This is a genomic window from Nocardia sp. NPDC059764 (assembly GCF_042732555.1).
GTDB lineage: Bacteria > Actinomycetota > Actinomycetes > Mycobacteriales > Mycobacteriaceae > Nocardia.
In genome coordinates, this window is sequence record NZ_JBHWHH010000085.1 from 1 (window position 1) to 14,302 (window position 14,302).

13 protein-coding genes, 1 tRNA gene and 1 pseudogene are annotated in these 14,302 nt (G+C 64.0%); 6 read left to right on the forward strand and 9 right to left on the reverse strand.

Features of this window, described 5'->3' with window-relative positions; all coding sequences use genetic code 11:
- Nucleotides 1–193: 193 nt before the first annotated feature.
- A complete protein-coding gene (locus ACFV4K_RS19815; RefSeq protein ID WP_379276633.1) occupies nucleotides 194–733 on the reverse strand; it encodes a hypothetical protein in 540 nt (179 codons plus the stop codon).
- On the opposite strand from ACFV4K_RS19815, the gene ACFV4K_RS19820 reads away from it, so the two are divergent.
- Nucleotides 671–1,243: a tetratricopeptide repeat protein gene (locus ACFV4K_RS19820; RefSeq protein WP_379276634.1), complete on the forward strand. Its 573-nt coding sequence runs from the start codon at nucleotides 671–673 to the stop codon at nucleotides 1,241–1,243. The two genes, ACFV4K_RS19815 and ACFV4K_RS19820, sit on opposite strands and share 63 nt — an antisense overlap.
- 233 nt (nucleotides 1,244–1,476) lie before the next feature.
- On the opposite strand, the pseudogene ACFV4K_RS19825 reads toward ACFV4K_RS19820, so the two are convergent.
- Nucleotides 1,477–2,783, reverse strand: a pseudogene (locus ACFV4K_RS19825) (IS256 family transposase).
- A gap of 676 nt (nucleotides 2,784–3,459) precedes the next feature.
- Between ACFV4K_RS19825 and ACFV4K_RS19830 the strand changes: the two are divergent.
- Nucleotides 3,460–5,988, forward strand: coding sequence for a DUF3990 domain-containing protein (locus ACFV4K_RS19830; RefSeq protein WP_379276635.1), 2,529 nt, complete (start codon nucleotides 3,460–3,462; stop codon nucleotides 5,986–5,988).
- Nucleotides 5,989–6,801: 813 nt separating this feature from the next.
- Here the strand turns inward: ACFV4K_RS19830 and ychF are convergent.
- Together ychF and ACFV4K_RS19840 are read right to left on the reverse strand one after the other, a co-directional pair.
- Entirely contained in the window at nucleotides 6,802–7,896 is a 1,095-nt protein-coding gene (ychF, locus tag ACFV4K_RS19835; RefSeq protein WP_379276637.1) for a redox-regulated ATPase YchF, read from the reverse strand.
- Nucleotides 7,897–7,963: 67 nt separating this feature from the next.
- The gene (locus ACFV4K_RS19840) at nucleotides 7,964–8,590 is read right to left on the reverse strand and encodes a TIGR03086 family metal-binding protein (protein ID WP_379276639.1); all 627 of its coding nucleotides are present in this window, start codon (nucleotides 8,588–8,590) and stop codon (nucleotides 7,964–7,966) included.
- Nucleotides 8,591–8,691: 101 nt separating this feature from the next.
- On the opposite strand from ACFV4K_RS19840, the gene ACFV4K_RS19845 reads away from it, so the two are divergent.
- Entirely contained in the window at nucleotides 8,692–9,639 is a 948-nt protein-coding gene (locus ACFV4K_RS19845; protein ID WP_379276640.1) for a helix-turn-helix transcriptional regulator, read from the forward strand.
- 3 nt (nucleotides 9,640–9,642) lie between these two features.
- On the opposite strand, the gene ACFV4K_RS19850 is transcribed toward ACFV4K_RS19845, so the two are convergent.
- A complete protein-coding gene (locus ACFV4K_RS19850) occupies nucleotides 9,643–10,437 on the reverse strand; it encodes a family 43 glycosylhydrolase (protein WP_379276641.1) in 795 nt (264 codons plus the stop codon).
- A gap of 186 nt (nucleotides 10,438–10,623) precedes the next feature.
- A complete protein-coding gene (locus ACFV4K_RS19855; RefSeq protein WP_379276643.1) occupies nucleotides 10,624–11,946 on the reverse strand; it encodes an MFS transporter in 1,323 nt (440 codons plus the stop codon).
- Between the two features lie 195 nt (nucleotides 11,947–12,141).
- Between ACFV4K_RS19855 and ACFV4K_RS19860 the strand changes: the two genes are divergently transcribed.
- Genes ACFV4K_RS19860 through ACFV4K_RS19870 form a run of 3 tightly spaced genes read left to right on the forward strand, consistent with a single transcriptional unit; the run spans nucleotide 12,142 to nucleotide 13,497 of the window.
- Nucleotides 12,142–12,636: an HIT family protein gene (locus ACFV4K_RS19860; RefSeq protein ID WP_379276644.1), complete on the forward strand. Its 495-nt coding sequence runs from the start codon at nucleotides 12,142–12,144 to the stop codon at nucleotides 12,634–12,636.
- 38 nt (nucleotides 12,637–12,674) lie between these two features.
- The gene (locus ACFV4K_RS19865) at nucleotides 12,675–12,869 is read left to right on the forward strand and encodes a hypothetical protein (protein ID WP_379276646.1); all 195 of its coding nucleotides are present in this window, start codon (nucleotides 12,675–12,677) and stop codon (nucleotides 12,867–12,869) included.
- A 16-nt stretch (nucleotides 12,870–12,885) separates the two neighbouring features.
- Nucleotides 12,886–13,497, forward strand: a complete 612-nt coding sequence (locus ACFV4K_RS19870) for a DUF6304 family protein (RefSeq protein ID WP_379276648.1) — start codon at nucleotides 12,886–12,888, stop codon at nucleotides 13,495–13,497.
- 20 nt (nucleotides 13,498–13,517) lie between these two features.
- Here the strand turns inward: ACFV4K_RS19870 and ACFV4K_RS19875 are convergent.
- The 3 genes from ACFV4K_RS19875 to ACFV4K_RS19885 form a co-directional block, all read right to left on the reverse strand.
- A tRNA-Asp gene (locus tag ACFV4K_RS19875) sits at nucleotides 13,518–13,592 on the reverse strand.
- Nucleotides 13,583–14,050: a PIN domain nuclease gene (locus ACFV4K_RS19880; protein ID WP_379276649.1), complete on the reverse strand. Its 468-nt coding sequence runs from the start codon at nucleotides 14,048–14,050 to the stop codon at nucleotides 13,583–13,585. The genes ACFV4K_RS19875 and ACFV4K_RS19880 overlap by 10 nt, the downstream gene beginning before the upstream one ends.
- Nucleotides 14,047–14,265 carry a type II toxin-antitoxin system VapB family antitoxin gene (locus tag ACFV4K_RS19885; RefSeq protein ID WP_357280055.1) on the reverse strand — a complete coding sequence of 73 codons (219 nt, stop codon included), beginning with the start codon at nucleotides 14,263–14,265 and terminating at the stop codon, nucleotides 14,047–14,049. Before ACFV4K_RS19885 ends, ACFV4K_RS19880 begins: the two co-directional genes overlap by 4 nt.
- Nucleotides 14,266–14,302 lie beyond the last annotated feature (37 nt).

Genomic DNA, 14,302 nt, shown 5'->3' on the forward strand with positions numbered 1-14,302 from the left:
CCACAGCGCGAAGGCCTGCGAATAGATCGACCTGACTCGCTCGGTCTCTGCAGGGGTTGGGTCGCGGCGTTGCGCTTCCAAATCCGCACGCAGCTGTCAACTCCGGTCCAGTTCTGACCCGGCCGCTCCGTTCGAAATCTGACCCAGTGGTGATCGGCCCGTGCAAGCCAGATCTGTCGAAACCCGAGTGGATTCAGTGTCGGGGTTGGGTCTCGAATCGGTCGTAGAGAGTGTTGAAGAAGGATTTCTGGGGGTCGCCGAACCATGGCAAAGGTTCGTCTTCGTCGTCATCGATGATGGTCGTGGCAGGCCAGGCACCGGTGGTGACTTCGGCGAGTAGGAACTCGAGCAGGTCGGTGAAGCTGTGTGCGCAAAGGAAGTGGTATTCCTCGTTGCGGCCGAAATTGATGATCTGGCCCGGTGCTCCGACCGGGCCGGGGTCGAAGTCCAAGCCGATGTAGTCGGGCCTGGTCGGGTCGGACCACAGCGGGAGCCAACCCGGAGTGGTCCACAGCGGCTTGATCATTCCTTCAGCACCGGGATACACAGCACCCGACTCCTGGAGTTCTTGGGTGTCAGGGTCATGTTTGATGCTGTCCCAGAACTTCCATGTTCTGCGAATCTGCCTGGTAGACATGAAGACCAGAGTGGGAATACACGGAACACCGTGGTGGTCGTAGTCGCCGACAGCAGACACGAGTTGCCCGTTGTGCACACTCAGGACGGCTTTCACGTCGTCGGGCAGTGGGCGGCCGATGGTCCGCTCCAGCGCGAGCGCGTCCTCGGCACCGACCACCCCGACACCCTCAACTCACGCAACAACCTCGCTGGCGCCTACCGATCCGCAGACCGAATCAACAAAGCCATCACCCTCTACGAAGCCACCCTCGCCAACCGCCAACGCATCCTCGGCCCCGACCACCCCAACATCCTCACCTCCCGCAACAACCTCGCTGGCGCCTACGAATCCGCCGGCCGAATCGACGAAGCCATCACCCTCTACGAAGCCACCCTCGCCAACCGCGAACGCATCCTCGGCCCCGACCACCCCAAAACCCTCACCTCCCGCAACAACCTCGCTGGCGCCTACGAATCCGCCGGCCGAATCGACGAAGCCATCACCCTCTACGAAGCCACCCTCGCCAACCGCGAACGCATCCTCGGCCCCGACCACCCCAAAACCCTCACCTCCCGCAACAACCTCGCTGGCGCCCGGCGACAAGCCAACCTCTCAAAGGACTGAACTCCCGCAGAAACAGCTGAGCCCCACCCGGTTCCGGATGGGGCTCGTCAACTCACAGGCTTCTCACCAGCCTACGAGCACTACTTGCTCTTTGACGGTGATGCTATTCCGGTTCGGAACTCTCGAATATCTGCACGTCAAACGCCCTGCTCAGGGCTCGACTCGCATTCCGAAGCCGAATAATCTGTGCATGCGGGTCTGTCCAGATAACGGTGTAACTCGGGTTGATTGAGCTATTTCCGTCCGGCGGTGAGTCGGCCGTCGAAGGTGATGTCGAAGGCGTTCAACGCCGCTTTCCAGCGGGTGATCCACCGTTTCTGGCCGTCGCCGGTGGGATCGAGGGCCATGACCGCGAGGTAGACGCATTTCAACGCGGCTTGCTCGTTGGGGAAATGGCCGCGGGCGCGGACCGCGCGGCGGATGCGGGCGTTGACCGACTCGATCGCGTTGGTCGAGCAGACGACGCGCCGGATCTCGGTGTCGAAGACCAGGAACGGGGTGAACTCGGCCCAGGAGTTCTCCCAAAGCCTCACGATCGCAGGATATTTTGTGCCCCAGACCTGCGCGAACTCGTAGAACCGTTCCAACGCGGCGGCTTCGGTGGGAGCGGTGTAGACCGGTTTCAGCGCTTTGGCGATCGCGGCCCAGTCCTGGCGTCCGGCATAAGCGAACGACGCGCGCAGCAGATGAACGATGCAGGTCTGGACCACCGCGGCCGGCCAGGTCTGCCCGATCGCCTCGGGCAGGCCCTTGAGCCCGTCGCAGACGAGCATGCAAACGTCCTCGACGCCACGGTTTTTCAGCTCGGTGAGGATCTGCAACCAGAATTTCGCGCCCTCACCACCGTCCCCGGCCCAGAGCCCGAGGATCTCGCGCCCGCCCTCGACCGTGACCGCCAACGCAACATAGATCGGCCGGTTGGCGACTTTGCCGTCGCGGATCTTGACGTGGATCGCGTCCAGGAAGATCACCGGATAAACCCCTTGTCCAAGGGCCGGTTCTGCCATTCGGCCATCCCGTCCATGACCTTGTCGGTGATCGTCGAGATGGTCTGTTTGGACACCTCGGCGCCATAGACCTCGCGCAGATGCGCGCAGATCTCGCCGTGGGTCAGGCCCTTGGCCGACAGCGACAGAACCATGTTCTCCACCCCGTTGAGTCGGCGCTGGCGCTTGCGAACGATCTGCGGTTCGAAGCTGGCGTCGCGGTCGCGCGGGACGTCGATCTCGACCGGACCGATATCGGTCACGATTGTTTTCGATCGGGTTCCGTTGCGGGAGTTGGGTGTTCCGCGACCAGCGGGGTCGCTGTGGTCGTAGCCGAGATGATCGGTAATCTCGCCGTCGAGGGCGGACTCGACGACCAGTTTCGTCAGCTGCCCCAGCAGCCCGTCTTCGCCGGTCAGCTGCAGCCCGCTGGCGCGGGCCTGGGCCACGAGCTGGCCCACCAGCTCGGCATCCACCGCCGATGTCTTCGATTTCCTGGGTCTGGCCACCGCGCCAGTATCGGCCAACTCGGCGGCTATCACATCAGAGTTCATGTGCCACTCCTTGTTTCGGAGTTACACCGTTGTTCTTACAGTCCCGTGCATGCAGCTCACCGAGCCAACCACCGCCGGCAACGCCTCGAGAACGCTCCTCCGACCGCGTCGCCACGCTGGCTATAGCGGACAAGGGTGCGCTATAGCCGATTACACAACGACATCGAACTGTTCGGCTGGTTCGACAGAGGACACGATCATGAATGCCGAGGGGAGCTTAGGTTCCCGTGCGCGACCGTGGCGCGAGCGCACGGACCTGACTGTGAGTCCGATTGGGGATTGACAGACCGGGGCGGGTTAGGTGAAGGTAGTTGCAGCGCTATAGCTGTGTCTACGTCCAGCAGTGTTTGTCCGAAGCGCCTCTGGCACCTCTCAATTCATAGCATCAGCCCAGGCCTAGCCCGATCTCTGCAGTGAGATCGGGCGTTTTGCTGTCGCCCTTCCGGAGCTGCGGAGACGCTCCGACAACACCTTGGAAGCGCGCGGGGCATGTGAGCGGTCGATCGCGGGACCAGGGTTCTGACCACGCTGAGCGCTAGATCCCAATCCGTTGCTGCCGCCACCACCTTCGTGCGTGGCGGTTTTTTCATGCCCGAGGTGAGATATGCCCGAAATCGTCAGACCACCCAACCAGTGGAGACCAGGCCCACCCGCATTCCAGGACACACTGGCCGACGTGACCAGTCCTCAAGGCCAGGGCCGGGTCTTCAACTTCAGCGTCCGCAACGCTGCCGAGGCAGTCGCCAAGTTCGGGCGTATTCGAGCAGCCCAAGACATGACCGAGCAGTACGCCACCGAAAACCGTTATACCCCTGCGGCTTTCCCCACACTCACGACCGACACCCCGGTCCTGCACGATGTCGCGGGTCCAGCGCCGATCATGCCGAAGATGCCCGACCCACACCTACCGGAAAAGATCGAACAGAAGACCAATCCCGCTCCAGCCAGCCCAGCACCGGTGGCACCCCAGCCCGACCCACGACCCCAGCCGGCGGCACCGGCACCGGTCACAGGGCAAAACCCCTCCAGCACCGGCGATCCCAACACGACCCTGGCACAGCTCGGTCTCGGCGCTACCGGGCAACCCGCGCCCCCAGCCCCGGGCGGCGTCGAAGACCTGACCGCGGTCCTTGCCGCCGGAGAACCCTCCCCCGGACAAACCCTCACCCTTCCCAGCGGCAACACCACTATCACCACCGGGGCCAACAACACCACCATCATCGGCAGGACCGACCCCACCACCGGCCACAACAAAACCGACGTCCTCGACCAGAACGGCCTGGTCATCGCCACCGCTGAATCCGACATCGTGCTCGGCACAGGCGGACTCAGCCGCGACACCACCATCACCAGTATCGGCGGCGCAGTCACCCAGGTCCGTTCCGTCGACGACGGCTACGGCCACCTCACCACCTGGACCGCCAACCCCGACGGCTCCCACTCCGTGCGCTACGCCGACGGCACCGTCGTCAAAGAACACGCCCCCGGCTCCAACACCCCCGACGAAGTCGTGCAACTCGACCCCGACGGCCTCAGCGGACACGTCACCGAATACAACCGCGACGGCACCACCACCGAAGCCGACTTCCACCCCGGTGTCCTCGGCGCACCGGTCACCGACATCACCAAGCCCGACGGCAGCAAGATCCAGGTGGCCACCGTGCCAGGACACACCAACGGCGCGCCCTACAGCATCATCACCGGCCCCGACCACACCCGCGTGGTCTACCAGCCCGACGGCACCACGGTCCCGATCGACCGCTACAACGACATGATCGGCGGCCCGAACTACGGCAACCAGTTCGACCCACTCACCGGCACCTGGCGCACCGACCCCGTCACCGCCCGCGGACCCATCACCACCGCACCCGACGGCACCAGCACCCAGGAATGGACCTACAAAAACCGCAAAGGCGAACAACGCACCGCCACCGCCACATTCGACAAAAGCAACAACCTCACCGCCCTGCAGAGCGGCGACTACACCGGCTTCGACACCACCACCTTCCAAACCATCGACGGCATCACCGTGCCCGCATGGTCCGGCCACGCCGACGCCGGCAACGTCACAGACGACTCACGCCTCTACTGGGACGCCATCCTCACCGTCAGCGGCCTACCCCAACTCGGCTACCGTGCTGGCCTCGCCATCGGCGCTCGCCTCATCGCCCGCGAACTCGCCGCCAAAGGCGTCTCCGAAGCCGGAATCCAACTCGCCACCAGCCAACTCGTGACAAGAGGCGCTACCTCATTCGCAGGCGTAGCAGGTACGGGAGTCCATGGATACGGAGATCTCCTCCGGGAGAATCTGCCAAACGTAGGTCGGCCAACCGCCAGCAGCAGCGTTGTCGGAAGCACGGATTTCTCGGCTGGGCAAGGACTGCGTACGGCCATGACTAGCCTGGCGAATAGCGGATGGCAGACCGCTCGAGACCTTCCAGGGCAAGTGCTGTCCTGGAAGGCGAGTATTGGACAATCGACGAATGTCGCAGTCCGGAATGCTATGGCAAGCTTGGGCGCTCCTATGCCGGCCGCCGTTGGTGGATATGGCCAGATCCCGTGGCAATTCTTCGAGCGATCGATCAGTTCCAGCTCCGCCCAGGCGGCCCTTCAAGCCGAGAAGGCCTCCGGGAGTTTCGCGAGCTTCTTCGCTTCGTCGAACTCGGGAGCGGGAGGGGTCAGCCTGGGCCAACGACTGTTGGGCGCCTTGCGTCGGCCGAAAGGCATTGGTGGTGACGACGAGCTAATATCGTTCTTCCATGGTACGACGCGTGGAGGTGCGCAAAATATCGAATCGGAAGGGATAAGAATAATTCCAGGCAATCCTGGAACGAAGGATTTCGGGCCAGGTTTCTATACAACCCGCGATCTTGAAGAAGCGATTAACTGGGCTCAAATTGCAGCCAATCGAAGCAGGGGTGATGTCCCCGAGATTCTGAAGTTCGAGATTCTTGCACGAGATTTTGAACAGCTTAATCGTAGATCATTCTCCAACAGTGTGGATTGGTCCCGGTTCATTGAGTACTTCCGCAGGACCGCCGACCCGAAATGGCATGAGTTCGATGTAGTGGAGGGGCCCCGCCTCAGTAATCTTCGGGAATTCAAACGTGGCGAGGCTCCGATCGGGAGCGGTCAGCAGACGAGTTGGCATACAGACAGGGCCCTGGCGCTACTGTGGCAAGGATTGAAGAAAGAATGGCCTTAGGAGGAGACGTCGTGGTAGGCAGATTTGCATTCCGCGTAGACGCGCAATCGGCGAGTTATTTTCAGTCGATAGCGATTGAGATGACGAACATTCATGATATTAGCGAAGACGAGGCTATTGCCAGGATAAATGAGAGATTTATCGGGCTAGAATTTGTGGGCGACAATCTCATTTACCATGAGACGGAACAATATTGGGCGAAAGATGTTCTATATGGCCACGATGTGTGGTGGAAGGGCGAGGAGAATTCCGTTCCCTTACCTCCCCCGGGGCAGCGGCAGAGATGGCTGCATCGGCAGTCTTGGTGGCAGCATTGGCGTGTTTGGCGTCAACGAATGGAGGCGGTGCGGTTGCGTCGGAGCGTGAATTGATGAACTCCTTGGTTGGAGGGAGCCGCCTCGATTCGAATTGACTTGCAGGAGCACCGAAACCCTTCCTGGCGAGCAAGTAGGAGGGGGTCTTTATATACTTGATCAATCAGGCTGTCACAGATTTGCGAAAGCGGGTGCATTGGACCCAGTCAGTTGTCCGAGTCCGACCCGACCGCCCCAGATCACTACGAATGCCAGCAGCACTGACCAGACCCGTGATGGCCGACCTTCTGGTGTAACACACCGTAGTACGTGTGAAGGAATCGCAACAGTCGACTGAGCGGCCTACGCAGTGGAAGTCGCGAGGGTCTCATGCGTACTAGGCCGGATACCGCGCTGACCGACCCGGCAAACGCTCGGCACCGACGACAAGACTGAGCCCCCATCCGGGCACCGGATGGGGCCTCAGCACAGTCTCTACCAGCAGTGATACGTGCGCTGGCTACTTCTTCGCAGAGGCTAATCCGCTTCGGAATTCGACGACGTCGCCGTCGACCATGACGTATTCCTTGCCTTCCATCCGCACCTTGCCCGCGGACTTGGCGGCGGCCATGGAACCGGCGGCGACGAGGTCGTCGAAGGCGACGATTTCGGCCTTGATGAAGCCGCGTTCGAAGTCGGTGTGGATGACGCCGGCGGCCTTGGGGGCGGTGTCGCCCTGGTGGATGGTCCAGGCGCGGGCTTCCTTGGGGCCTGCCGTGAGGTAGGTCTGGAGGCCGAGGGTGTGGAAGCCGGCGCGGGCCAGGGCGTGCAGGCCGGGTTCGGTCTGGCCGATGGACTCGAGGAGTTCGAGGGCGGATTCCTCGTCGAGTTCGAGGAGTTCGGCTTCGACCTTGGCGTCGAGGAAGACGGCGTCGGCGGGGGCGACGGCGGCCTTCAGCTCGTCCTTTTTGGCCTCGTCGGTGAGGACCGACTCGTCGGCGTTGAAGACGTAGAGGAACGGCTTGATGGTGAGCAGCGACAGTTCCTTGAGCAGGTCGGTGTCGATATGCGCGCGGGCGGCGAACAGCGTCTTGCCGCCGTTGAGGATCTCCTGCGCCTGCTTGGCGGCATCGGCGACCGGCTTGCGGTCCTTCTTGACCCTGGCTTCCTTCTCGAGCCGGACCACGGCCTTCTCGAGGGTCTGCAGGTCGGCGAGGATGAGCTCGGTCTCGATGACCTCGATGTCGGACAGCGGGTCGACCTTGCCGTCGACGTGGATCACGTCGTCGTCGGCGAACACGCGCACCACCTGGCAGATGGCGTCGGCCTCACGGATGTTGGCGAGGAACTTGTTGCCGAGGCCGGCGCCCTCGGACGCGCCCTTCACGATGCCCGCGATGTCGACGAACGACACCACGGCGGGCAGCTCGCGCTCGGACCCGAAGATCTCGGCCAGCTGCTTCAACCTCGGGTCCGGCAACGGCACCACGCCGACATTCGGCTCGATCGTGGCGAACGGGTAGTTCGCGGCCAGCACGTCATTGCGCGTCAAGGCGTTGAACAGCGTCGACTTTCCGACGTTGGGCAGGCCGACGATTCCGAGGGTGAGACTCACGAGAGTGGGAGTCTACCCGCCGCCCCGGACCGGCCGATCACCCCAGGTCCGGGGCAGGCCTCGCCGTTCAGGACCGCGGGGTGCGGCCGAGGTAGGCCAGCAGTTCGGCGACGACGGTGGCGGTCGCGGGGGCGCCGGTGACGACGGGGGCGAAGACGCCGTAGTCGCGCAGCGGCTCGATGAGGCCGCGGGAGGCGGTGAGCAGGTGGGCGGCCAGCTCGTCGGTGAGAGGTGAGGGCTGGCCGGTGCCGATGGCGATGTCCCAGGCGTGGACGGCGGCGTCGAGGGCGCACATGACGGCGGCGACCGGGGTGGGGAGTTCGCCGTGCGGGAGGGGGGTGGAGACGGTCTCGGTGCCGTCGGTGACGGTGGCCCAGGCGGTGGCGGTGGGTTCGATGGCGGCGGAGACCAGCTCGGCGGCGCCGCCGTCGATGCTGCCGGACGGCTCGAAGGGGTTGTAGGCGGGGCCGTCGCCGATGCCGAGGAACTTGGCGTAGGCCAGCTGGTCGCCCGCGGCGTGCTGGACCACCTGGGTGACCGTCCAGTCGGAGCAGGGGGTGGGGTTGTCCCACTGGTCCGGGCCGACTCCGGCGACGACGTCGGCGAGCGCCTGGTGGGAGGCGGCGAGCACGTCACGCCAGACCGGGGCGAGGGTGGCGGCGGGCGAGTTGTCGGTCTGCGGGTTCGCGTTCATTGTTCTTGCCTCTCAGGTCGTTTCGATCCGTTGAGATAAAGGTATGACCCAATTAGGCTGGTTTTCTTCCTAATCAGTACGGCCGAGCGAAGGGATTCGGCGTGACCTCCCCCACAACCCGATTGCTCCGTCTGTTGACGCTCCTCCAGGAAGGCACCCATACCGGTCGGGACCTGGCCGAACGCATGGACGTCACCGACCGCACCCTGCGTCAGGACATCGCTCGGCTGCGCGATCTCGGCTATCCCGTGCACGCCGCCCGTGGGCCGGTCGGCGGCTACCGGCTCGGACAGGGGGCCACCATGCCCCCGCTGCTGCTCGATGACGACGAAGCCGTCGCGGTGGCGGTCGCCATGAATGTGGCGGCCGACGGCAGCACCGGGATCACCGATATTCAGGCCAATCTCGAACGCGCCCAATCGAAGCTGGACCGCATCCTCCCGAAACGGCTGCAGCGGAAGGTCACCGCCCTGCGCACGGTGACCGATATCGGCCCGGCAGTCACTGGATCCCGGGAGCCGGATGCCCCCGTGCCCGCCGAAACGCTCGCCACCCTGGCGACCGCCATCCGCGGCGCCACTACCCTCCACGTCGATGGTGCGGAGTTGGAGCCGTACCGGCTGATCAACTGGCAACGCCGCTGGTATCTGGTCGCCTACAGCCTCGCCTCGCATGCCTGGCAGGCGCTGCCCGTGGCGTCGATGTCCGAGATCCGGCCCGGCACACGTCATTTCGCCGCGCGAGCGCTACCCGACACCGACCTCGTCGCCTTCGTGCTGCGCGAAATAGCCTCCACCGGTTGGCAAGTCCACGCCCGCGTCACGGTGCTGGAGCCCGCCGAGACCGTGATCGCCCGAATCAACCCGACGGTCGGCGTGGTGGAACCGCTCGACGACTCCTCCTGCCTGCTGCTGACCGGGGCGGACCGGCTGGAGACGATCGCCATCTACCTCAGCATGCTGATGATGGATTTCCGCGTCACCGAGCCGCCGGAACTCGTCGCACATCTGCGGACTCTCGCCCGCCGCTATGCGGCCGCCACGGAGTGAGGGTTACCGCGCGATCGTCTGCTCGGACAGCACCGTGAAATGACGGACCGTTCCCGACAGTTCCGGTAGCTCGACGGGCGCCGTCCAGGTGCGGAATCCGTCGAAGCTGTCGCTGTAGAAGTACTGTCCTTCGGTGTACGCGTCGAAGTAGATCCGATGGCCGCCGCTCGGCAGTGCGACCACGCACTGTCCTTCCCGGGGGGCGCCCCATCCGGCCCAGTCGCCGAGGCCGATGAACCGGTACGGCCCGAGCGGGTGCGGGGCGACCGCGAGCTCGATGAACTTGGTGGATTCGTTCTTGGCGAACGCGTAGTAGCTCCCGTTGTTCGCCACGATGGTGGTGTCGATGAACCCGAGGTGCCCGGGCTGCTGCGGTCCGATTCCGATCAGCGGAATGGGCGGGCTCCAGATCGGTCGCGCCGGGTCGGTCGCGATCATCAGGTAAGGGGTGAACCCGTGGCCCTGCGAGATGGAGACGAGTACGCCGACGAAGCCGGACATGTGGGTGAACCACTTTGGCGCCCAGGCGGCTTCGGCCTTCGGCACCGGCACTGGGTAGTCGGATACATGGGTCCAGTTGATCCGGTCGGTGCTGCGCGCGAATCCGATCGTGTGTCCATCCCCGGCCGTGGTGTACGTGATGTAGTACGACCCATCGGTATGCCTCAGCAGACTAGGGTCTCGAACCAGCCCGGCCGGGGGCCGATAGGCGTTCGCACCGAGTAGCTCGAAGTTGGTCGCGTCTTCGGATTGGTAGACGTAGAGCTCGGAGTCACTGCTGTTGGTGAACGCGGTCATCGTGTACCGGGTCCCCGCCGCCGCCCGCGCTACCGCCGGCCGCGCCCCGACCCCGGCTCCGAGCGAGAGCAAGGCGATCGAAGCCAGTACGGATCGACGATTCCAGCGGATCATGTCCATCCACCGGATTATTCAAGGACCGATTGCCGACACGTAGCCGCCGCGCCGCGAAATTCGCGATCGCGGTCACCTTTCCATCGCGGGTACGAGCTCGGTTTCGGGAATCTCGGTGCCGTGCAGCGAGGTTCCGGCGGTTTCGCGGAGGAAAGCGCAGGCGACCAGTCCGATGACGGAAGCCGCGACCATATAGCCCGCCGGGAACAGCGACCAACCGGTGTGTTCGATGACGGCCTCGTTCACCAGCGGCGCGGTACCGCCGAACAGCGCGGTGGACACGTTGTAGCCCAAGGCGAATCCGGCGTACCGGACGTGAGTGGGGAAGATCGCCGGGAACGTGGAGCTGATCGTCGACAGCTGCGGCACATACAGCAGTCCGAGCACCACGAATCCGATGACAGCCCAGACGGTTCCGCGCCCCATCAGCCAATACATCGGTATGGCGGCGACCGCGAGCCCCACCAACGAGACCAGCCACATCGGACGCCGGCCGACCCGGTCCGAGAGCCGGCCGAAGAACGGCAGCGACACCATCATCACCAGCTGGCCGATCAACATCATGGCGGTAGTGGTGGATTCACCGAGGCCGATGGTCCGCTGCAGGTAGGTGGGCTGGTACGTGAGCAGCGTGTAGTTCACTACGTTGAGCGCCACGACCAGGCCGATCAAGGTGAGTAGTTCACGCCGGTAGGTGGTGAGCACCACGCGCAGCCCACCCGGCGGAGTCTCCTCCTCGGACAGCTCGGTGAACACCGGCGACTCGTCCAGCCTGCCGCGGAGGTACCAGCCGGTCAGGCCCAGCGGCACGGCCAGCAGGAACGGGATACGCCAGCCGCCCGCGTACATGGCGTCCGAGCCGAGGGCCAGCTGACAGGCCAGCACGACCGCCGAGCCGCCGACGAATCCCGCGAGCGTGCCGAATTCGAGGAAGCTGCCCAGGAATCCGCGGCGGCGATCCTCCGCGCATTCGGCAAGATATGTTGCGGCGCCACCGTATTCGCCGCCCGTGGAGAAGCCCTGCAGGACGCGCAGCAGAATCAGGAGAATCGGCGCGAATACCCCGGCCACGGCATGAGTCGGCAGCAGACCGATGGCCCCGGTAGCCGCCGACATGATCAGGATCGTGGTCGCCAGCACCGCTTTCCGCCCGATCCGATCCCCCAGCGGCCCCCACACCATGCCACCCAGCGGCCGCAGCAGGAACGAGACCGCGAACCCCAGCATGGTCCCGAGCGTCCCCAGCGAACCCGGGAAGAAGGCGGACGTGAGATACCCGGCCGTGGCCGCATACACCCCGTAGTCGAACCACTCGGTGGCATTGCCCATGGCACTCGCGGCAACCGACCTCCGCAACGGAAGCCCGGCGTTGCTCGATTCCGTCTTCTCTCGCATGTGACAAACCGATACCCACGCTAACCGCCCACAAACCGCGATGACCTCGAACGCCCTTTCGCCCACCGCCGCCACCAGCGCCTAAACCCGAACGTGATCGTTCCCATAACACCGATCGATTTCCTCAACCGCGAGCGCCGATTCCACTCTCGAGGAATGATTTCGACAGACGATTCGTCCTTGCTCGGAGGGGAAATGAGCGACGAAATCAGCGACCCGCCCATCGACTACCGCACGGATTCCCTCGGCGCGGCCCGCCAGGGCGCCAACCCGACAGTCCTCACCCGCATGCGAACCGGCTGGGCGGTAATCGGTTCCACCCAACACCTCCCCGGCTACTGCCTGCTGATCCACGACGGTCAGGCCGATCAACTCACCGAACTCCCCCGCGCTGACCGCCTGGCCTTCATGCACGACCTGATCATTCTCGGCGAAGCGGTCGAAACAGCATGCCGCGCAGCCGACCCCGACTTCTGGCGCATCAACTACGAAGTCCTCGGCAATAGCTGGCACCACCTCCATGCCCATGTCCACGCCCGCTACCGGTGGGAACCGGACCAACTCCGTAGGGGCCCGGTCCACCTCTACGGTTCGGTTCGCGACACCCCCGAACATCTCCTCGGTCCGCGGCACGACACCCTCCGTGACGCGATCACGGCCGCACTCGTGTCGATACTCGATCAGGATTGATCACCGCGATCAATTGCCATTGATTCGCCAGGACGAACGTGGCCGCCATCCAGGACAAGCCGGGCTTCCAGCCGTTGACCGCGCGCACCGACATCGGCGACTACGGCACTGGACGCTGCGGCCGGGCATTGCCCGGATTCGTGTGCGAAAGCGAGCGGCATCCAGACGTGGAGCAGGACAATTGGTTTCGTGGAGGATCGAATGCGGGCGTGGTCGTTTCCTGGCAGTTATGAGGATGGGCGGGGGCGGGTGGCGATCAAGTGGCGGATCGAACCGTATGAGGTGGCGGGGTGGGCGGGTGGGTACGAGATTTCGACGGTGGTTCGGGGGATACCGCTCAGCGGGGGTGACTTGGACTGCATCGAGCCGGATCCGCCGGATCCCAGAGCGCGAGAGGCGCTGTCGCTCGATGATCGGTTCGACGCGCTCACACGGTGCAGGCTCACCGGCGAGTTGCCGTGCACTGTCGTGGTCTCGGGGGTTCGGCGCGCGGAGGTCGTGCGGTTCAGGTTGGATCTCACGCCGGATACACAGCGCGACAAGCTACGTCTCAGCTTGACGCTGAATGGCGCAACGTACGAAACCGATTGCCACGCTTTTGAAACCGGGCTGCGGGAACTGATCGCGGCGTTGCCGGAGGGCACATCGCTGGTGTGCTGCTACACCTGCCTGTATGCCGATTACTCGCCGGTGAGCGGCCCGATCATGGGCATGCGCTGCTACCGCGAGGCCAAGGAGCAGTACCTGGCCGTAAAGACCGAACTCGACATCTGGAATGTCCCGGCAACCGAGGCAGTCCCCGAAACGTACCTATGTTCGCAGTACCGGGTCCGCATCCCTGGCACCGGTTACCGCGGATAGCCGCCGCGACGACTCCTGGGTGGGCATGGAGGCGGGGATCGAACCCGCGACCTTCACACTGACAGTGTGACCTCTACCAACTGATCTACTCCATGCCCACGTTCACACTATCGGTGGCGTCCATCCAATATGCGCTGCTAACGCGGGGGTCGGCGACGAAAACGACCGGCTGACTCGTGACCCGCGAGATGGTTGCGAAATCGTGGTCGTCACAGAGGATTGTGAGCCGGTGATACTCCGCGGTGGCGGCGATCAGCAGGTCGACAGGGCCGGCCGACCGATGTGTCCCCTGCTCGGTCATCAGCTGCTGAACGGCTTCCGCGCGTTCGTACACCCGGTCCGGCATGGCAACCCACCCGAACAGGTCCCGCAGCAGACGCTGCTTCTCCAGCCTGTCAGCCAATGACCTTGCTGAATAAAGGAATTCGAGTTCGACAACCGGGCAGATTGCGATGACGCCCGCCGTCAGCTGATCCATCCACAACTGACGGAGCTTGTCCTGCAGGATTCGAAAGAGACCCGACGTGTCGATGAGATAGAGGGCTGGAGTCACTTGCGGTAGGCCGCCTTGTTGTCGAGGAACTCATCGAAGTCGCCACGATCGGCCATCTCGCCCAGCCGAGCGAGCGCACGGACCCGTACCAGCCGCTGTCCGACTTCGCGAAGCGCGGCGTTGACCGTGTCCTTCTTGGTCTTCGTACCTAGCACCTCGGCTGCGATCGCAAGAGCCTCTTCATCGATCTCGATCGGAGTCTTCGAGCCGGCCATTGCGGAACCTCCAGATATCCAGGAACTCCATGTCGGA

Coding starts and splice junctions, on each gene's coding strand:
- ACFV4K_RS19840 (WP_379276639.1), bottom strand. CDS start 8,590: ATGAACGCGAACCCGCAGACCGACAACTCGCCCGCCGCCACCCTCGCC.
- ACFV4K_RS19850 (WP_379276641.1), bottom strand. CDS start 10,437: ATGACCGCGTTCACCAACAGCAGTGACTCCGAGCTCTACGTCTACCAA.
- ACFV4K_RS19855 (WP_379276643.1), bottom strand. CDS start 11,946: ATGCGAGAGAAGACGGAATCGAGCAACGCCGGGCTTCCGTTGCGGAGG.
- ACFV4K_RS19860 (WP_379276644.1), top strand. CDS start 12,142: ATGAGCGACGAAATCAGCGACCCGCCCATCGACTACCGCACGGATTCC.
- ACFV4K_RS19885 (WP_357280055.1), bottom strand. CDS start 14,265: ATGGCCGGCTCGAAGACTCCGATCGAGATCGATGAAGAGGCTCTTGCG.